This window comes from Microbispora sp. H13382, from assembly GCF_014161445.1.
Classification (GTDB): Bacteria; Actinomycetota; Actinomycetes; order Streptosporangiales; family Streptosporangiaceae; genus Microbispora.
Map to the genome: position 1 here is coordinate 165,672 of NZ_JABBXA010000011.1, position 18,129 is coordinate 183,800.

General features: G+C 70.1%; 16 protein-coding genes. 11 read left to right on the plus strand and 5 right to left on the minus strand.

Annotated features, from left to right (window positions below; translation table 11 throughout):
• The first annotated feature begins 171 nt into the window (after positions 1-171).
• Positions 172-1,092 carry an LLM class flavin-dependent oxidoreductase gene (locus HHX41_RS22660; RefSeq protein WP_259401213.1) on the plus strand — a complete coding sequence of 307 codons (921 nt, stop codon included), beginning with the start codon at positions 172-174 and terminating at the stop codon, positions 1,090-1,092.
• A gap of 103 nt (positions 1,093-1,195) precedes the next feature.
• Here the strand turns inward: HHX41_RS22660 and HHX41_RS22665 are convergent, their stop codons facing one another.
• The gene (locus tag HHX41_RS22665; RefSeq protein ID WP_182907627.1) at positions 1,196-1,822 is read right to left on the minus strand and encodes a class I SAM-dependent methyltransferase; all 627 of its coding nucleotides are present in this window, start codon (positions 1,820-1,822) and stop codon (positions 1,196-1,198) included.
• 36 nt (positions 1,823-1,858) lie between these two features.
• Positions 1,859-2,707 (minus strand): hypothetical protein, encoded by an 849-nt coding sequence (locus HHX41_RS22670; protein WP_182907628.1) that lies wholly within the window; start codon positions 2,705-2,707, stop codon positions 1,859-1,861.
• Between the two features lie 160 nt (positions 2,708-2,867).
• On the opposite strand from HHX41_RS22670, the gene HHX41_RS22675 reads away from it, so the two are divergent.
• Positions 2,868-4,106 (plus strand): hypothetical protein, encoded by a 1,239-nt coding sequence (locus HHX41_RS22675; protein ID WP_182907629.1) that lies wholly within the window; start codon positions 2,868-2,870, stop codon positions 4,104-4,106.
• 28 nt (positions 4,107-4,134) lie between these two features.
• Here HHX41_RS22675 and HHX41_RS22680 read toward each other — a convergent pair whose 3' ends face one another.
• A complete protein-coding gene (locus tag HHX41_RS22680; RefSeq protein WP_182907630.1) occupies positions 4,135-4,791 on the minus strand; it encodes an NAD(P)-dependent oxidoreductase in 657 nt (218 codons plus the stop codon).
• 52 nt (positions 4,792-4,843) lie between these two features.
• Between HHX41_RS22680 and HHX41_RS22685 the strand changes: the two genes are divergently transcribed.
• Complete coding sequence (locus tag HHX41_RS22685) at positions 4,844-5,335, plus strand: MarR family winged helix-turn-helix transcriptional regulator (RefSeq protein ID WP_169981771.1); 492 nt, start codon at positions 4,844-4,846, stop codon at positions 5,333-5,335.
• Here HHX41_RS22685 and HHX41_RS22690 read toward each other — a convergent pair.
• Entirely contained in the window at positions 5,332-6,522 is a 1,191-nt protein-coding gene (locus tag HHX41_RS22690) for an MFS transporter (protein WP_169981772.1), read from the minus strand. The genes HHX41_RS22685 and HHX41_RS22690 overlap by 4 nt on opposite strands.
• 643 nt (positions 6,523-7,165) lie before the next feature.
• Here HHX41_RS22690 and HHX41_RS22695 point away from each other — a divergent pair.
• From HHX41_RS22695 to HHX41_RS22715, 5 genes are all read left to right on the plus strand, one after another.
• On the plus strand, positions 7,166-7,858 hold the full coding sequence (locus HHX41_RS22695) for a phosphoribosylanthranilate isomerase (protein WP_182907631.1): 693 nt from the start codon (positions 7,166-7,168) through the stop codon (positions 7,856-7,858).
• Positions 7,855-8,538, plus strand: coding sequence for a uracil phosphoribosyltransferase (upp, locus tag HHX41_RS22700; RefSeq protein ID WP_182907632.1), 684 nt, complete (start codon positions 7,855-7,857; stop codon positions 8,536-8,538). Before HHX41_RS22695 ends, upp begins: the two co-directional genes overlap by 4 nt.
• Positions 8,539-8,682: 144 nt before the next feature.
• The gene (locus tag HHX41_RS22705; protein ID WP_182907633.1) at positions 8,683-12,771 is read left to right on the plus strand and encodes an amino acid adenylation domain-containing protein; all 4,089 of its coding nucleotides are present in this window, start codon (positions 8,683-8,685) and stop codon (positions 12,769-12,771) included.
• A 10-nt stretch (positions 12,772-12,781) separates the two neighbouring features.
• Positions 12,782-13,723 carry a pseudouridine-5'-phosphate glycosidase gene (locus HHX41_RS22710; RefSeq protein WP_182907634.1) on the plus strand — a complete coding sequence of 314 codons (942 nt, stop codon included), beginning with the start codon at positions 12,782-12,784 and terminating at the stop codon, positions 13,721-13,723.
• Between the two features lie 209 nt (positions 13,724-13,932).
• On the plus strand, positions 13,933-15,879 hold the full coding sequence (locus HHX41_RS22715; protein ID WP_259401214.1) for an adenylyl cyclase: 1,947 nt from the start codon (positions 13,933-13,935) through the stop codon (positions 15,877-15,879).
• A 42-nt stretch (positions 15,880-15,921) separates the two neighbouring features.
• Here the strand turns inward: HHX41_RS22715 and HHX41_RS22720 are convergent, their stop codons facing one another.
• The gene (locus tag HHX41_RS22720; RefSeq protein ID WP_182907635.1) at positions 15,922-16,350 is read right to left on the minus strand and encodes an SRPBCC family protein; all 429 of its coding nucleotides are present in this window, start codon (positions 16,348-16,350) and stop codon (positions 15,922-15,924) included.
• A 271-nt stretch (positions 16,351-16,621) separates the two neighbouring features.
• Here HHX41_RS22720 and HHX41_RS22725 point away from each other — a divergent pair, with 271 nt between their 5' ends.
• The 3 genes from HHX41_RS22725 to HHX41_RS22735 all read left to right on the plus strand — a co-directional run bounded on the left by HHX41_RS22725 (position 16,622) and on the right by HHX41_RS22735 (position 18,129).
• Entirely contained in the window at positions 16,622-16,858 is a 237-nt protein-coding gene (locus tag HHX41_RS22725; protein ID WP_182907636.1) for a hypothetical protein, read from the plus strand.
• 112 nt (positions 16,859-16,970) lie between these two features.
• The gene (locus HHX41_RS22730) at positions 16,971-17,501 is read left to right on the plus strand and encodes a MauE/DoxX family redox-associated membrane protein (protein ID WP_182907637.1); all 531 of its coding nucleotides are present in this window, start codon (positions 16,971-16,973) and stop codon (positions 17,499-17,501) included.
• Positions 17,502-17,553: 52 nt separating this feature from the next.
• Positions 17,554-18,129 (plus strand): hypothetical protein, encoded by a 576-nt coding sequence (locus HHX41_RS22735; protein ID WP_182907638.1) that lies wholly within the window; start codon positions 17,554-17,556, stop codon positions 18,127-18,129.

Here is an 18,129-nt window from a genome sequence, read left to right on the forward strand (position 1 = left end):
CGGCGGGACGGGCGGCGGCCCAGCGATTAGCATCCGATCATGACCGGTGACGGCCGACCGGCCCCCCCGGCCGCGTTGGACATCGCCGAGCACCAGCGTCACCCGCACCACGGACCAGCCCCCGCCCCGCGCGGACCACGCGCGCCGGGCCGTTTCGATCGGGAGTAGACCTTGTCGCAGACGACTCAGCCGCCTCAGCCGATGTTCGGCGTCTCCGTGACGCCCACGCCCGACGTGGCGCTCGTCCGGGAGCTCACGGTCACCGCCGAGCGCCACGGCCTCGACCTCGCCGGCGTGCAGGACCACCCGTACGCGGCGCAGCTGCTGGACGCCTTCGCGCTGATCGGTGACCTGCTCGCGCACACCGAGCGGATCCGGTTGTTCCCGGACGTCGCGAACCTGCCGCTGCGCCCGCCGGCCATGATGGCCCGCACCGCCGCCGCGCTCAACCTGCTCTCGGGCGGCCGATTCGAGCTCGGCCTCGGCGCCGGCGGCTACTGGGACGCCATCGCGGCGATGGGCGTGCCGCGGCGCTCCCCGGCCGAGGCGCGGCACGCCCTGGAGGAGGCGGTCACGATCATCCGGGGCCTGTGGCGCCCGGGCCGGAGCGTGACCTTCCACGGCAAGTACTACGACGTCTCCGGCATCCAGGGCGCCGACCCCGGACCGTCACCCGTACGGATCTGGCTCGGCGCCCAGGGGCCGCGCAGCCTGGCGCAGACCGCGCGGATCGCCGACGGCTGGGCGGCGCCGATCCCCTCCTACCTGCCGTACGAGCGCTGGCCGTCGTGCAACGAGATCGTCGACCGGGAGGCGGAGGAGCACGGACGCGACCCCCGCTCGATCCTGCGCATCGCCCAGATCCCGGGAGTGGTCACGGCGGGCGGGCGGCCGGGCACGACCCCGCTCCTGCGCACCGGTGCCGAGCCGCTGCGCGCCGACGCCGACACGTGGGTAACCGAGCTGACCCGCCTCGGCACGGAGCAGCCCTTCGGCGCCTTCGTCTTCTGGCCGGAGGAGCAGTCGGCCGACCAGGTCAAGCGCTTCGCCGAGGACGTCGTGCCCCGCGTGCGGGACAACCTCGCCCGCTGAGCGCGCGATCCGGGCCACGCGTCCGCCGGTCGGCGGACCGTACGCGGACGGGTCACGGAGCCGCGCGGGTCACGGAGACGTGCGGGTCACGGAGACGTGCGGGTCACGGCCGGACGGCCAGCACCCGGAAGCCGATCCCGCGCGTCGTCCGCGTCACCGACTCGAGTTCGAAACCGGCCTGTTCCAGGAACGGCCGGGGATCACGGGTGAGGTAGTCGGCCGCGAACCGCACGAACAGCGGTTCGGCCAGCCGCATCCCGGCCCGGATGACCCGGTTGCTCGACGGCCCGTGCTCGGCCAGCACGAACCGCCCGCCGGGCCTGAGCACCCGGTGGGCCTCGCGCGCCGCGGCCGCCGGATCCGGGATCGTGCACATCGTGAACGTGGACACCACGGTGTCGGCGACGCCGTCGGCCAGGTCGAGGCGCTGCACGTCGCCCTGCCGCAGTCGCACCCGCTCACCCAGGCCGGCCCGCGCCGCCCGCCGCCGCGCGAGCTCCAGCATGCGCTCGGACAGCTCGATCCCGACGACCGTGGTGCCGGCGTCGTACAGCGGGAGGTTGAGCCCGGTGCCGACCGCGATCTCCACGACGTGACCGCTTGCCTGCCCTACGGCCCATTCCCGGCTGCCCGGGAAAAGACGGCGCTCCTGGGCCAGCATCTGGCTGTCGTACCGATCCGCCATCCGGTCGAACACCCGCCGTACGTCGGCGTCCGTGGTAGGCCGCATAGATCGACCCTACCCAACGGAAACTTCGCGAATGAATCACGGAATCCTGACGACGTTGTGATTCGGCTGGTTCGCGGGGAGGTCGTCGAAGACGACGACGCGGGATGCCGGAGGCGCCGTGACCCTCACCTTCGCGCCCCAGTGGTGATACCGCGTGTCCACGACGCTGGTGTAGACGGTTCTGACCAATTCGTCGTCGCGGGAGAACTCGTAATCCTTCTCCGCCCACCGCGTCACCAGGCGAACCGGCAGTCCGTCCGGGCCGACGAACAGTCTGAACGAGACCTTGAGCCTGTCCGGATTCATGGGGCCCTGCGCCGCGTACAGGTCCTGCGTCCTGAGGGTGCCGCGATATTCGCCCGGGCGGTGGACCACCGCTTTCGAGATCACGAACTTGAGCCTCGCGGGGCTGAGCACGTCGACGATTTGATGCCCGCGCTGGCCATAATTTCCCCAGGTCGCGGTGTTCCCGTCGAATCTGGTCCAGGTCTTTCCCGCGGGCATCGGACCCCACCCGAAACCCTGGACATAGGTGTCGGACCCCACGTTGACCGCGCGGAGCGGGGCGCGCAGGTCTTCCAGGTGCTCGCGGGGGACAGTGGCTTCGAGCGCAGGGGTGATTTCCAGCCTGGAGGTGAGGTCATAGCCGGTTACGCCGGATTTGCCGAATCCGATCGAGCCGGTGGTGTGGGTGACGTAGGTCTGTTTGGCACGTTTGGAAGTCGTTCGGGCCGTCTCCGAAACCAGCACTCCACGTCCAGCCCCGAACTGCTGCCTGAGCGCCTCAACCGGCTGAGCGGGCGAATCGGCGTGAGCGGCGCCGACGCCGGCGGACAGCGCCGTGAGCATACCGAGCACAACACCGGCGACCGCGAGACGCTTCATATCTCCCCCTGGGCTGAAAGCACGCTCGAAATCCTGTCGGCTCCGAATCACGAATCGATCTCGATATCGGCAGGGCTTCGATTCGCGGCGAGCTTCACACCCCGCGCGCCGGTGAAATGTGCGGAGAGCCGTTTCCCTGCCCCTACTTCAGGAGCCGACGATGGATGACGAGATTGAGCTGATCAGCGACGGCGATGGACTGGCGGTCATCGGGAATCCGACGGCTGTCGAACGCTTCCTGGTCTCCGAGGGACTGCCGTCGAAGGACCTCGGACTGCGACGGCTCAGATCTGTTCTCGATATCGGGGCTGGAGCCGCACAGGCAGGTTCCGAGATCGCCGCCAACTCAGGTCGCTGGGTGAAGCTGACCAAGGAGTCCGCACAGCTTGTCGAGAAGTACGGGCTGAGGAAAAGCTCGAAGTCGGGTCTCAGTACCGGTGTGCTGAAGGGGAACAACGGCCAGATCAAGGGATTCGTCGATTTCACGAAGGGGTCAGGGTCGTTTCTGACCAACCCGGCGATTCTGGCTGGTGCCGCGGGGATCATGGCGCAGGTCGCGATGCAGCAGACGATGGACGAGATCACCGACTATCTCGCCACGATCGACGAGAAGGTCGACGACGTGCTCCGCGCCCAGAAGGACGCTGTGGTGGCGGACATGATCGGAGTGGACCTCGTGATCGAAGAGGCCATGACCATCCGGGAGCAGGTGGGCCGGGTCTCCGAGGTCACGTGGTCGAAGGTGCAGACCACATCGGTGACCATTACACGAACCCAGGCGTACGCGTTGCGCCAACTCGACGCACTCGCGGAGAAGGTGGAGCACAAGACCAAGATCGCTGATCTCGCCAAGACGGCCAAGGAGGCCGAGTCCAAGGCTCAGGAGTGGCTCGCCGTTCTGGCTCGTTGCTTCCAACTGCAGGACTCGATCGCCGTGCTCGAACTCGACCGGGTGCTGGACACGTCTCCGGAGGAGCTGGACCGGCATCGCCTCGGGCTTCGGGCCGCACGGCAGAACCGGCTGGATCTCATCTCACGGTGCACCGAGCGTCTGATGGCCCGCATGGATGCGGCTGCCGGCACGGCCAACACGAAGGTGTTGCTGCACCCGACCGCGTCCCGGGCCGTGGTGCTTTCGAGCGACCATGTCGCGATCGCCGTCGTCGACTTCCACGGGCGGCTCGGGATCGAGCACGGTCGGCAGTCATTGGAAGCAAGACGATGGGTGGACGCGGCCGTGGAGGTGAGGGACAAGGTGCTCGAGACGGGAGCAGAGGGCGTCGATGCCGCCAGGCACCTCGGTAACGAGACCCTCGGCCGGGCCAGATCGGTGACGGGCAAGCTCTCCAGCGGGATCACCGAGCGAGCGCTCCGTCGGCGCGGGGACGAATCGGGATGAGCCCGTCTCGCGGTGCCTTCTCTCGCGTTCAGTACGCCACGGTGAAACGGGTCCGGTGGTGGCGCGGCCGTTCGGCCTCGTCCAGCAGCGCCACCGCGAGGTCCTCCATGGAGATGCGGGACTCGCCGTCGGCGTCGACGAGGAGTTCGTCGGCACCCACGCGGTACCGGCCGGTCCGGGCGCCGGGGACGAGCAGGTCGGCCGGGCTCAGGTAGGCCCAGTCCGCGGTGGTGTCGGCCCGGCAGGCCGCCAGCTGGGCGACGCAGGCCGACGCGATGGGCAGCAGGAAGGACGGATAGCCCGGCCGGTCCATCAGACGGCCGCCGCCCTCGACGGTCAGGCTGCCCGCGCCGCCGACGAGCAGCAGGCGCACGCCGGTCTTGGCGCACGCCGCGAGCAGCGTGGTGGCGGCCGCGACCAGCTCGCCCTCCTGGCCGGGGGCCGGGCAGGTCGCTGTGATCACCAGGTCCTGCCCGGCGATCGACGCGACGACGTCGTCCACGTCGGTCGCGTCGCCGGCCCGCACGTGCACCCCGCCGTGCACCCCGCCGTGCACCCTGTCGGGCAGCCCGGCGAGCCGCACCGCGGTCCGGGCCACGGCAGTCACCTCGTGCCGGCGGGACACGGCCTCGGCGACCACACGCCTGCCCACGTTCCCCGTCGCCCCGAACACCGTGATGCGCATGCCTGTTACTCCCTCTCGATCCGGGTGGTTGCCGTGGCGGTAACCTTGCGATGTGCCCGATCATGTGGACCACGTTCTGCAGCAGTGGGCCCATGCCCGCCCCGACCTGGACGTGTCTCCGATGGCGGTCTTCGGCCGGCTGTCGCGGCTGACCCAGCTCGTCAACAACGAGCTGCGCCGCACGTTCGCCGAGCACGACCTGGACCCCTCGTCGTTCGACGTCCTGGCCACCCTCCGCCGTGGCGGCCGGCAGGCCCCGGCCGAGCTGATGCGCTCAGCCATGATCACTTCCGGGGCGGTCACCCAGCGCCTCGACCGGCTGGAGGCGCGGGGCCTGGTGACCCGGACGCCCAGCGACGTCGACGGCCGCGGTGTCCACGTCGATCTGACCGAGGCGGGCCGCGAGCTCATCGACCGCGCCCTGCCCGACCACGTGGACACCGAACGGCGCCTGCTCGCCGGGCTCACCCCCGCCCAGCGGGAGAACCTGGCCGAGACCCTCAGGCAACTGCTGACGTCACTGGGCGACGAGCGGGCTTCCTAGACCCGCCTGGCGCCGGACACCACCAGCGACGTCAGGATCACGAGACCCGCCGCGACCCACAGCACGCCGGTCACGGCGACCGCCCCGACGATGAGGCTGGCGAACAGCGCCCCCAGCGCGATCGCCAGGTTGAACATGCAGGTGTTGAGCCCGGTGGCGGCCTCGATGCCCTGCGGCGCCGCCTTGATGATCCAGGTCTGCACGCTCACCGGCAGGCCGCCGAACGCGAACCCCCAGGCGATCAACAGGATCGACCCGGTGACCGCGTTGCCGCCGAGGAACGGGAACGCCGCCAGGATGACCGCGAGCGCGACGCTGACCGCGACGATCGTGCCGCGGACGTTGCGGCCCGCCCACGAGCCGGCGATGAAATTGCCGATCATCCCGGCCACGCCGTACGCCAGCAGCAGCGGGCCCACGAACGTCGCGTCCACTCCGGAGACGTCCTGCAGGATCGGGCTGACGAACGTGAAGGCGCCGTAGTGCCCGGACACCAGCAGGAACGTGGCGATGACGCCGACCCGGACGGCGGGCGTGCGCAGCTGCTCGCCCAGTGTGCGCAGCCGGACCGGCTCGGTCGCCGGCATCCGCGGCAGCAGCACGGCCAGCGCGATCACCAGCAGGAGCGCGACCACGGCGACCGCGCCGAACGCGACGCGCCAGCCGGTGAGCTCGCCGACGAACGTGCCCGCGGGGACGCCGAGGACGTTGGCGGCCATGGCGCCGAAGAAGATCAGTGAGGTGGCCCTGGCGACGTGCGCCCCGGGGACCAGGCGGACGCCGAGGCCCGCGGCGAGCGCCCAGAACCCGCCGATGCTGACGCCCACGAACAGCCGCGCCACCATGAGCACGGCGTACGAGGGGGTGAGCGCGGACACGACGTTGGCCACCAGTGCCAGCAGGATCAGGCCGAGCAGGACCACCCGCCGGTCCAGCCCCCGGATCGCCACGGGCAGCAGCGGGGCGGTGACGGCGGCGACCAGGCCGGACACGGTCACCATGAGACCGACTTCGCCGTCGGTGACGTTCAGGCCGCCGCCGATGGCCGTGAGCAGGCCCATGGGCAGGTTCTCGACGGTCACCACCAGGAAGGTCCCCAGCGCGACGGCGATCACCGCGAGCCAGTTCTTGATGGGCACGCGATCCGGTCTGCCGGCTTCGGCGGAGACGGACTCGATGACGGTCATCTGGTTCCTCCTGTGCGCGTGGCCCGGTCCGGGCAGGGGAGAGCGGACGTTCGTGCGTCGGCTGGGCAACTTCGCTTAGTGCTAAGAGACATTAGCTTAGCGCTAAGTGATTGACCAGAGGGGCCGGTGACGGCGCCCCGGCGGCATGGGCGGGCGTGCGATCCGGCGATCGCGCGCCGGAGGGCGGGGAGCCGCGCCGGCGGATGATCCGGGGAAAGCGATTGTCCGTGGTGCATTCTCACCACCGCCGTTTCTCGCGCGTGCTCAAGGCACTCCGAAACGGAGGCTAGTTCGGCGTTTTCCGCCGGGTCAACGAGAGTCGTTCGCGATTCGGGGCGGGCCGTCCTCCGATAGGGGTCGAAAGGGGTTGCCCGCCGTATTTTTCTCGCCCGGCTCTGGGGCACCCGAAAAGTCCGCAGGTGTCCCGGATTGTCCTGACATGCTTATGGGGCTGCTAGGGGTTGTGGGAAAAGTGCGCCGCGGCCAATTCTGAATACGCCTCGCCAGGCCAGAGTATTCGCGCCGCTGCTAATTCCAGCGCGAAAGGCCGAACTGTCGCGGGCAGCTCAATGCCATCGTTCGTGGCCGATTGCAATTCGTTTCCGACCGAGGCCGCTAAGGCCGGTTCGAAAGGCGGGTCAACATGCAGGGACTTATTCAGGTGGCCGGTGTCATCGACCAGGCCGAGGCGGACCTGATCCGCGAGGAAGGCGCGGACTGGCTCGGCTTCGCCCTGCGGCTGCCGGCGAAGAACGAGGACCTGTCCGAAGCGGACGCCGCGGCGATCGTCAAGGAGATCCAGCCGGAGCACAGGGGTGTCGTGATCACCTACCTGACCGACGCCGAGGAGATCAAGACCTTCTGCGCGGAGCTCGGCGTCACCGCGATCCAGCTGCACGGCGACGTGACGGGCGAGGAACTGCGGAAGCTGCGGCGCATCGCCCCCGACCTGTACGTGCTCAAGAGCCTCGTGGTCAAGCAGGACAACCTCGACGAACTGGCCACGATCGTGGACGAGGCGGCCGAGTGGGTCGACATGTTCATCACCGACACCTTCAACCCGGCCACCGGTGCCAAGGGCGCCACCGGTCTGTTGCACGACTGGTCGATCAGCGCGGAACTGGTCCGGATCTCGCCCAAGCCGCTGATGCTCGCCGGTGGGCTGAACCCGGACAACGTCGCCGCCGCGATCGCCGAGGTCCGCCCGGCCGCCGTCGACGCGCACACCGGCCTGGAGGACCCGGTCACCCGCCGGAAGGACCGGCTGAAGGTGCGCAAGTTCGTCGACGAGGCCCGCAGGGCCTTCGCCGAGCTGCAGGCGGGTGAGAAGTCATGACGATCACGACAGCGACCACGACCGGGCCGGCGCTCGACACCGTGCACCTGCTGCCGCAGACCAGGCAGCTCCGGGCGCTGCACACGATCATCCGGGACCGGCACGCCGACCCGGAGCGCTTCGTCACCACGTCGGGCCGGATCATCCGTCAGCTCGTCGAGACGGCCCTGGACCTCCTGCCGTACGAGCCGTTCGACGTGCAGACCCCTGTGGGGCGCACCTACCACGGCCTGCGACCGGCCACGCGGATCTGCGGGGTGTCCGTCCTGCGCGCCGGGGAGAGCATGGAGCACGAGCTGCGGGCGATGTCGCCGGGAGTGCGGATCGGCAAGATCCTGATCCAGCGGGACAAGGTGACGAAGCTGCCGCGGCTGTACTACTCCGCGCTGCCCGCGGACATCGACCGGCGGAGCGTGCTGCTGCTGGACCCGATGCTGGCCACCGGCGGGACCGCGCTGGCCGCCATCGAGGTGCTGCTCGGCCACGGGGTCGCGGTGGACGACATCGTCTTCGTCACCCTGCTGTCGGCGCCGGAGGGCATCGACGCGGTCCACGCGCACCACCCGAACCTGCGGATCGTGACCTCGGCCATCGAGGAACGGCTGAACGAGAACGCCTACATGATCCCCGGCATCGGCGATTTCGGCGACCGGTACTTCGGCACGGACATCACACGATGAACGCCGGCGCCGCGTGATCGGCGCGGCCGGCGTCTCGCTGCCGGTCATCCGGCCCACGGCCGCGCCGGGCGCGGCCGTGGCCGCGACGGCGCCGAGGGCCGCGGCTTCCCACCAACTCTTGTCCGCTCATCGCAGGGGGAGGAAATGACCACCACTCCAGTCACTGAGGCGAGGCGGGAATCACCTGAGGACGTCTGTCTTCCCGATCTGCTCGACGCACAGGCCCGGACGCGCCCGGACGACACGGCGGTCGTCTGCGGAGACCTGCGGCTGACCTTCCGCGAGCTCGCGGAGGGCGGCGCGGCCCTCGGCGGGCACCTGCGGGAGCTCGGCGTGGACCTCGACGAATGTGTGGGGCTGTTCGTCGAGCCGTCGATCGACCTGATGGTCGGGGTGTGGGGCATCCTGCGGGCCGGCGGCGCCTACCTCCCGCTGTCCCCCGAATACCCGGAAGAGCGCCTCCGCTACATGATCGAGGACGCCGGCGTGCGGGTCGTCGTCACGCAGGACGAGCTCGCGGCCAGGCTGACCGAGCTGGCGCCCGCCGGGACGAGGATCGTCACCCTGAAGGACGCGGCGCGGTCCGCGGGCTCGCCCGAGGGCGACCGTCACCCGGGCCTGCGGCCGGGCAACCTCGCGTACGTCATCTACACCTCCGGCAGCACCGGCAAGCCGAAGGGGGTGATGATCGAGCACCGCAGCATCGTCAGCCAGATGCGGTGGCTGCGGGCCGGCTACGGGATCGGCCACGACAAGATCGTCCTGCAGAAGACGCCGATGAGCTTCGACGCGGCGCAGTGGGAGATCCTCGCGCCGGTCTGCGGCTCGGTGGTCGTCGTGGGCCCGCCGGGGGTCTACCGGGACGCCGAGCGGCTGATCGACGTCATCAGGACGCACGACGTCACCACGCTGCAGTGCGTCCCGACGCTGCTGACGGCGCTCGTGGACACCGAGGAGCTGCACGGCTGCACGTCGCTGACGCAGGTCTTCACCGGCGGCGAGGTCCTGTCCAAGACGCTGGCGACGAGCTTCTTCGACACCCTGCCGGGGTGCGAGCTGGTCAACCTGTACGGCCCCACCGAATGCACGATCAACTCCTCGGCGTACACCGTGGACCCGGCGGCCGTCGGCGAGGGCCCGCACGCGATCTCGATCGGCGCGCCGGTCGACCACACCGGCTACCACATCCTCGACCTCGGCGGATCGCCGGTGGCCGTCGGAGAGATCGGCGAGCTGTTCATCGGCGGCGTCCAGGTCGCCCGCGGCTACCTGCACCGGCCCGAGTTGACCGCGGAGCGGTTCGTGGACAACCCGTTCGGCGAGGGCCGGTTGTTCAGGACCGGCGACCTCGCGTACTGGAACGCCGACGGCACCGTCCAGTTCGTCGGCCGCGCGGACAACCAGATCAAGCTTCGGGGGTTCCGGGTCGAGCTGGACGAGATCAAGCTGGCGATCGAGACCCACGACTGGGTCAAGCACGCCGCGGTCATCGTCAAGGACGACCCGCGCACCGGATTCCAGAACCTGATCGCCTGCGTCGAGCTGAATCCCAAGGAAGCGGCGCTGATGGACCAGGGCAACCACGGCGCGCACCACCAGTCCAAGGCGAGCAGGCTCCAGGTCAGGGCGCAGCTGTCCAACCCCGGAGTCCGGGACGCCGCGGAGCTCGACGGCAGGCCGGTCGTCGACCTGCCGGGCAGGCAGGCGACCGCGCGGCAACGCGCGCTGGCGTTCGCCCGCAAGACCTACCGGTTCTACGAGGGCGGGGAGGTCGGCCGGGGCGACATCCTGAAACTGCTGGCCAGGCGGGCCGAGGACGCGGACTCCCGCGGCCTGGACACCCTCGGCCTGGCGGAGCTCGGCGAGATCCTGCGGCACTTCGGCCAGCACATCAGCGAGGAGCGCCTGCTGCCGAAGTACGCGTACGCCTCGCCCGGGGCGTTGTACGCGACCCAGATGTACCTCGAGATCACCGGGATGGACGGCCTCCGGCCGGGCTACTACTACCACCACCCGGTGCACCACCGGCTCGTGCTGATCGGGCCGGCCGCCGGGGGGCCGGAGCCTCGGGTGAAGGTGCACTTCATCGGTAAGAAGCGGGCGATAGAACCGGTCTACAAGAACAACATCCGCGAGGTCCTGGAGATCGAGACCGGCCACATGGTCGGCCTGTTCGAGGAGGTGCTGCCCGGGCACGGCCTGGACATCAGAGCCCTGGAGTACGCGCCGGCCACGAAGGACCACCTGGACTGCGCCGACGAGGACCACTACCTCGGCACGTTCGAGCTGGTCCCGTACGCGGGGCCGCGCCCGGACGAGGTCGACCTCTACGTCCAGGCGCATCCCGGCAGGGTCCCCGACCTGCGGGCGGGCCAGTACGCCTACGAGAACGGGCGGCTGCGCCTGATCTCGGACGAGCTCATCCTCAAGAAGCAGGTCATCGCGATCAACCAGCAGGTCTACGACCGGGCTTCCATCGGCGTCTCGGTGGTCAGCAGGAACGACGAGGACTGGCTGCGCTACATCGACCTGGGCCGCACGCTGCAGCACCTGTCGATGAACGACGTCAACATCGGGTTCATGTCGTCCGGATACAGCTCGAAGTCCGGCGACGCCCTGCCCTCGGCGCGCCGGATCGACGGCATCCTGCGCTCGCTCGGCCGGCCCACGGGCCCGTCCTACTTCTTCATCGGCGGGCGCGTGAGCGACGAACAGCGGTTGAGCGAGGGGATGAAGGAGGACCTGGTCCACATGAAGGGACCGGCGGAGATGATCAGGGACGACCTGATCAACTTCCTGCCGGACTACATGATCCCGAACAAGGTCGTCGTGCTGGACCGGCTCCCGTTCACGGCGAACGGGAAGATCGACGTCAAGGCGCTGGCCGCGTCTGGCGCGACGAACGTGGACAACGACGACCGGCCGTACGTCGCGCCGCGGACCGTCACCGAACGCCGGATCGCCGAACTGTGGAAGAAGGCGATGAAGCGGGAGACCGTCTCGGTGGAGGACGACTTCTTCGCCTCCGGCGGGAACTCGCTCATCGCCGTCGGGCTGATCAACAAGATCAACCGGGAGTTCTGCGGCTCGCTGCCCCTCCAGGTGCTGTTCGAGTGCCCCACGATCGAGAAGCTCGCCCGCCGGGTCGACGGACGCGACTCCGAGGCGTGCTCCCGGCTGGTGCCGCTGCAGCGGGAGGGCGCGGGCCGGCCGGTCTACTGCTGGCCCGGCCTCGGCGGATACACGATGAACCTGCGCACGCTGGCCGCCAGGATGGGCGCCGCCCGGCCCTTCTACGGCGTCCAGGCGTACGGGATCAACCCCGAGGAGGTCCCGTACGCGACCATCGGCGAGATGGCGGCCGAGGACGTCAAGGCGATCCGGCGGGTGCAGCCGTCCGGGCCGTACACGCTGTGGGGATACTCCTTCGGCGCGCGCGTCGCGTTCGAGGCCGCCTACCAGCTGGAGCAGGCCGGCGAGCGGGTGGAGCACCTGTTCCTGATCGCGCCGGGCTCGCCGAAGGTCCGCTCGGCGGCCACGCCCGGGCACGAGCGCGAGGCCGGCTTCGGCAACGAGGCGTACGTGACGATCCTGTTCTCGGTCTTCGCGGGCACGATCGCCGGGCCGCTGCTGGAGCGGTGCCTGGCCGAGGCCGTGGACGAGGAGAGCTTCGCGGCCTTCGTCCACCGCAACTTCCCCGACCTGGACATCGACCTGGTGCGCCGGATCATGCGGGTGGTGGGCGAGACCTTCGAGTTCAGTTACACCTTCCGGGAGCTGGCCCGCCGGCGGATCGACGCGCCGATCACCATCTTCAAGGCCAGGGGCGACGACTACTCGTTCCTGGAGAACAGCAGCGGCTATTCGGCGACGCCCCCGGTCGTCGTCGATCTGGAAGCCGATCACTACGGCCTGCTCAAGGAACCGGACATCGACGAGCTGGCCGGAGCCATCGGGGATCGTCTCGGGACCCACCGTAAGGAGATCATCATGCCGCACGTCAGCATCAAGCACTTCCCCGTCCCCCTCACCGAGCAGCAGCACTCCGACCTGGTCGCGGCCGTGACCAAGGCGATGACGAGCGCCTTCGGATGCGAGGAGGGCTCGGTGTCGATCATCCTGGAGCCGGTCGCGCAGGAGCTGTGGGACGAGAAGGTCTACATCCCGGAGATCCTCAACCAGAAGCACAAACTGAACAAGCTGCCGAACTACGGCCCCGCCGCGACGAACTGAGGGGCCGACGATGACTAGGGAGCACGGCCGCGTCCCGCTGGTCTACAGCGAGGAGGTCGCGGACGCCCTCGCCGAGGGCCGGCCGGTGGTGGCGCTGGAGTCGAACGTCATCACCCACGGCCTGCCCTATCCGGACAACGCCGCCACCGCGCGGAAGGTCGAGGACGCGGTCCGCGCCGGGGGCGCGGTCCCGGCCACGATCTGCGTCGAGGGCGGCCGGTTCAGGGTCGGCATGACGGACGAGGACGTCGAGCGGTTCGCCTCGACCCCCGGCATCCCCAAGGTCAGCAGCCGGGACCTGCCGGTGATCCTCGCCCAGGGCGGGCTCGGCGCGCTGACGGTGGCCAGCTCGGTGGTGGCGGCCGAACTGGCCGGCATCCCGTTCTTCTCGTCGGCCGGCATCGGCGGCGTGCACCGGGGCGCGGAGAAGACGATGGACGTCTCCTCCGACCTGATCCAGTTCACCCGGTCGAAGGTGGCGGTCGTCTGCGCGGGGGCCAAGAGCATCCTCGACCTGGGCCTGACCATGGAGTTTCTGGAGACCCACTGCGTGCCGGTGGTGTCGTACCGGTCGGACGACTTCCCCGCGTTCTACTGCGTGTCCAGCGGCATCCGCAGCCCGCAGCGGCTGGACGACGAGCGGGTGATCGCGCGGGCGGTGGAGAACCACTGGGCGCTGGGCAACCACAGCTCCTTCCTGATCACCACACCGGCGCGGGAGGAGGACGCGATCGACGCGTCCGAGGTGGACGCCGCCATCGCCGGCGCGATGGCCGCGGCCGAGCGGGACGGCGTCCGCGGCAACGCGATCACGAAGTACCTCATGCGCGCCGTGGACGCGGCCACCGAGGGCCGGTCGTCCAGGGCGAACATGTCCGTGCTCGTCAGCACGGCCGAGGTCGGCGGCCGGCTGGCCGCGGCCCACGCGCGGTATCTGCGGGAGGCCGCCTGATCCGCTGCGCACCGCCCCGGAGCCACGAAGGCCCCGGGGCGGTCCGCTGTGCCGGGCCGGGCGAACCGGAAATCAATGGCGCTCGGGGCATAGCGCCGGAGCCGGTTCGCGCGATAGAAACGTCCCACACATTTTTCAGGGCTTGATGTAAGTCGGGCCCGCGGAGAGAGCGCTCTCTCGCTGCGTACGCAGCGGAAAGGACGACCCGTATGACGACCCAGACTCCTGGAACCGGGAGTCCCACCAGGCGGCGCCCCGGCCGCCGGCTGATCGGCCGGGCGTTCACGGCCGGTCTCGTGCTGACGACCGCCGTCATGACGGCGGGAGCGACGGCCGCCACCGCCGCACCGGCCCATGGAGACCACGGCAACCACGGCGACCACGGAAACCCGGGAGCCGTCGACCTCGGCCCGAACGTCACCGTCTTCGACCCGAGCATGCCCGTCGACCAGATCCAGGCGACCCTGGACGCGGCGCACACCGCCCAGGTCGACAACGAGATGGGCACCGAGCGCCACGCCTACCTCTTCAAGCCCGGCACGTACGGCACCGCCGAGCGCCCGCTCCAGATCAAGGTCGGCTACTACACGGAGATCGCGGGTCTGGGCGCATCGCCCACCGACGTCGTCATCAACGGCAAGGTCGAGGTCTACAACCGCTGCCTGGAGAACAACGGCACCGGCAACTGCCTCGCGCTCGTCAACTTCTGGCGCACGCTGTCGAACCTTTCCATCAACGTCAACGCGGCGGGCCAGGACGGCTGCCGCCAGTCGGCGAACTTCTGGGCCGTCTCCCAGGCGGTCTCCATGCGCCGCCTCAACGTCACCGGCGGCACCCTGTCGCTGATGGACTACTGCACCGCCGGCCCGCAGTACGCCAGCGGCGGCTTCATCGCCGACTCCCGGCTGCCGTCCGTCACGAACGGCTCCCAGCAGCAGTGGCTGACCCGCAACACCGAGGTCGCCGGGTGGTCCAACGCCGTGTGGAACCAGGTCTTCTCGGGCGTCGTCGGCGCGCCGGACGAGTCCGGCTTCCCGGACCCGCCCTACACCACGATCGAGAACACCCCCGTCAGCCGGGAGAAGCCCTACCTGTTCACCGACGCGCAGGGCGGGTTCGGCGTCCGCGTGCCGGACGCCAGGAAGAACACGCGCGGCGTCTCGTGGGCCGGCGGCATGACGCCGGGCCGTACGGTGCCGTTGTCCGACTTCTTCGTCGCGAAGCCGTCCGACTCCGTGCAGGCCATCAACAGCCAGCTCGCGCGCGGCAAGAACCTGCTGCTCACGCCGGGCGTGTACGACATCGCGCGGAGCATCGAGGTCAAGCGGCCCGGCACGGTGGTCCTCGGCATCGGGCACGCCACGCTCACCGCCGTACGCGGTGCGGTCCCGATCGAGGTCGCCGACGTCCCCGGCGTGGTCGTGGCCGGGGTCACCGTCGACGCGGGCACGCAGAAGTCCCCGGTCCTGCTGCGGGTGGGCAAGGAGCACGGCGTGCGGCTTGGCAGCGAGCACGGCGGCCACCGGACGTCGGCGGACGACCCGACGACCCTGTCCGACGTGTACTTCCGGGTCGGCGGCCCGCACGTCGGCAAGACCGAGACCGCTCTCGAGGTCAACAGCGACGACGTGCTCATCGACCACACCTGGGTGTGGCGCGCCGACCACGGCGTCGAGGGCTTCACCGACACGCAGCGCTGGAACACCAACATCGGCCGGTACGGCGCCGTCATCAACGGCGACCGGGTGACGGCGACCGGCCTGTTCGTCGAGCACTTCCAGCGCTACAACACGGTCTGGAACGGCGAGGACGGCACGACGATCCTCTACCAGAACGAGCTGCCGTACGACCCGCCCACCCAGGCCGACTGGATGAACGGCAAGGTCGAGGGCTACGCCGGCTACAAGGTCGGCGACCGGGTGAAGAGGCACAGCCTCTACGGCGCGGGCGTCTACGTCTTCAACCAGAACAACCCGCAGATCCACACCGAGAACGGCTTCGAGGTCCCGCAGACCCCGGGCGTGAAGTTGCACCACATCATGACGGTCAACCTCAGCGCCGGGACGATCGACCACGTCGTCAACGGCGTCGGCGACGCGGCCGACACGACCAAGGTCGGGGTGCCGCAGTACATCGCGGACTACCCCGCCCGGTAGCCGGTGGGCCGGAGTCCCCGCGACTCCGGCCCATCCTCCCTTTCACCGGTCGTCGCCGGACTCGCAGCGCCGCTTGAGGCTCTCCGCCTCCGTGCGCACGTACCTGCGGGTGCGGCCGCCGACCAGCAGGCCGATCAGCGGCGCCAGCGGTCCGGACTGGGCGATCCCGAGCAGGACCGACACCCCGCCGTCCCGGGGCGTGAGCACGTGCGTCGCGAGAGTGGTCACGCCCCCGCCGGCCGCCTGCCAGGCGAAGGACCGGCCTTCGGCGAACTCCGTCACCTGCCAGACCATCGGGGGAAGCCCCGGCTGCTTGATCCGTACGCGGACGCCGAGGCCCAGCGGACCGTCCCCGAGGTGCTCCACCGTGGTCATGGTGGGCGTGAACTCGGGCCATCTGACGACGTCCGTCATGACCCGCCAGACCCGCTCCGCGGAGGCGTCGATGTCGACGCCCGTTTCGAACCGCATGTCAGCTGTACTCCTTCGCCCGCTGGGGATGAGTCCCGCCCGGCGCCGGGCCGAGCCATCGGTGGTGCGGGTCGTCGACGTGGGTGCCGCGGTTGATCGGCATGGCGATACGTAACCGCACATATGTCCGGCCCCGCAATCCGATCGAAGACCCCGCGCCAGGTGATGTCGCGGCCATGCCGTCTCCATGCGCGGCGTCCCTAGGTTTGGCCGTGTCGCACTCACGTGCTCCCCGCCGAGGGGAGCCGTCACGAGAAGGAAGGTCGAACCGTTGGCATGTACTGAGCGCTGGGAGCCGATCTACAACTGCCCCAGCTACCAGACGGGCAGGCAGCTCATCCGGGTCTGCGACGGCAAGGCGAGCGTGGTCCAGACCGAGCCCTGCCACTACCCGCAGCAGACGACCTGCAACTACAGCAATGGTCCCTACGGGCCGGGCACGTACGGCCCCCCCGGCTCGGGCCCCTGCCCGCCGCCCGTCTGCCCGCCCTTCCTGCCGAACTGCTAGGTCTCCGGGTGATCCGGGCCCGACCGGTCACCCGGACCTCCTGAAGGGGACGATCGGGGGTGCCGCGGCTGGCGTAGAGCCGCGGCACCCCCTCCCGAGAGTAGGGGTTGCCATGGAGTACGTCCTGGTCGGCTGCCGGTTTCTGATCGGCGTGGTCTTCCTGGTCTCGGCGGCGGGCAAGATACGCGGCCGGGACGCGTACGCCGCCTTCCGCCGGGCCGCCGGAGAGCTGGCGCCACGGGTGCCGCCGAGGCTGCGGTCCCTCGTGCCTTCCGCGGTCGTCGCCGGTGAACTGGCCGCGGTCGTGCTGCTCGCCGTTCCGGCCACGGTGGCGGCCGGGTTCGCGCTCGCCGTGGTCCTGCTGGCGGCGTTCACCGCCGCGATCGTCGCGGCCGTGCGCGCCCGCAGGCAGGTGGCCTGCAACTGCTTCGGCACCTCCTCCACGCCGGTGGGACCGGCCCAGATCATCAGGAACACGGCGCTGCTGACCGCCTCGCTGGCCGGGGTGGTGCTCGCCGCCGGTGGCACGCCCGCGGCGCTCGAACCGGCCGGTGTCGTGGCCGCGGTGGTCGCCGCTCTGACCGGGGCCGGCCTGGTTCTGCTCACCGACGACGTCGCCGAGCTGTTCCGGCCGCTCACCTGAACCGCCGCCGCGGGTGCCGGCGGCGCCGTCACCGTCGTAGTTAGGGGTTGTCGTGTCGAATATCGTGGTGGCGCTCGTCTGCGCCGCCGTCCTGGTGTGCCTGCTGAACCTCGTCTTCACCGTGGGGATGGCCCGGCGGCTGCGTGCCCTCGGCGCGCTGCTGTCCCAGCCTGGCCCCGCATCGGACGGACATTCGTCTCCGGGTGGGTTCGGTCCCGTCATGCGCGAGTCGGGAGAGCGGCTGGGTGCGTTCAGCACCACCACGGTGGACGGCAGGCCGGTCGGCGAGGACTTCTTCGCCGGCGGCCCGGCGCTGGTGGCCGCGTTCTCCGTGGGATGCGGGGCGTGTGAGGAGCGCCTGCCGGAGTTCGTCCGGTTCGCCGAGACCTTCCCGGGAGGCAGGGAGCGGGTGCTGGCTCTCGTGGTCGGCACCGACGGCGTCGCCGAGAAGCTCGCGCGGCTGGAGCCGGTGGCCACCGTCGTGGTGGAGGGCCTCCACGGCGGGCCGCTGTGCGCGTCGCTGGGGGTCAAGGGCTATCCCGCCGTAGGGATCGTCGAACCCGGCGGAGTGGTCCGGGCATCCGGCACGCTGATGCACAACGTGACGGCCGCGCTGGAGAAGGTCTGA

What these genes read in the sequence shown, in the direction of transcription:
- HHX41_RS22665 (WP_182907627.1), bottom strand. Translation starts at nt 1,822, where the DNA reads ATGCGGCCTACCACGGACGCCGACGTACGGCGGGTGTTCGACCGGATG.
- HHX41_RS22670 (WP_182907628.1), bottom strand. Translation starts at nt 2,707, where the DNA reads ATGAAGCGTCTCGCGGTCGCCGGTGTTGTGCTCGGTATGCTCACGGCG.
- HHX41_RS22675 (WP_182907629.1), top strand. Translation starts at nt 2,868, where the DNA reads ATGGATGACGAGATTGAGCTGATCAGCGACGGCGATGGACTGGCGGTC.
- HHX41_RS22680 (WP_182907630.1), bottom strand. Translation starts at nt 4,791, where the DNA reads ATGCGCATCACGGTGTTCGGGGCGACGGGGAACGTGGGCAGGCGTGTG.
- HHX41_RS22690 (WP_169981772.1), bottom strand. Translation starts at nt 6,522, where the DNA reads ATGACCGTCATCGAGTCCGTCTCCGCCGAAGCCGGCAGACCGGATCGC.
- HHX41_RS22695 (WP_182907631.1), top strand. Translation starts at nt 7,166, where the DNA reads ATGCAGGGACTTATTCAGGTGGCCGGTGTCATCGACCAGGCCGAGGCG.
- upp (WP_182907632.1), top strand. Translation starts at nt 7,855, where the DNA reads ATGACGATCACGACAGCGACCACGACCGGGCCGGCGCTCGACACCGTG.
- HHX41_RS22705 (WP_182907633.1), top strand. Translation starts at nt 8,683, where the DNA reads ATGACCACCACTCCAGTCACTGAGGCGAGGCGGGAATCACCTGAGGAC.
- HHX41_RS22710 (WP_182907634.1), top strand. Translation starts at nt 12,782, where the DNA reads ATGACTAGGGAGCACGGCCGCGTCCCGCTGGTCTACAGCGAGGAGGTC.
- HHX41_RS22715 (WP_259401214.1), top strand. Translation starts at nt 13,933, where the DNA reads ATGACGACCCAGACTCCTGGAACCGGGAGTCCCACCAGGCGGCGCCCC.
- HHX41_RS22720 (WP_182907635.1), bottom strand. Translation starts at nt 16,350, where the DNA reads ATGCGGTTCGAAACGGGCGTCGACATCGACGCCTCCGCGGAGCGGGTC.
- HHX41_RS22730 (WP_182907637.1), top strand. Translation starts at nt 16,971, where the DNA reads ATGGAGTACGTCCTGGTCGGCTGCCGGTTTCTGATCGGCGTGGTCTTC.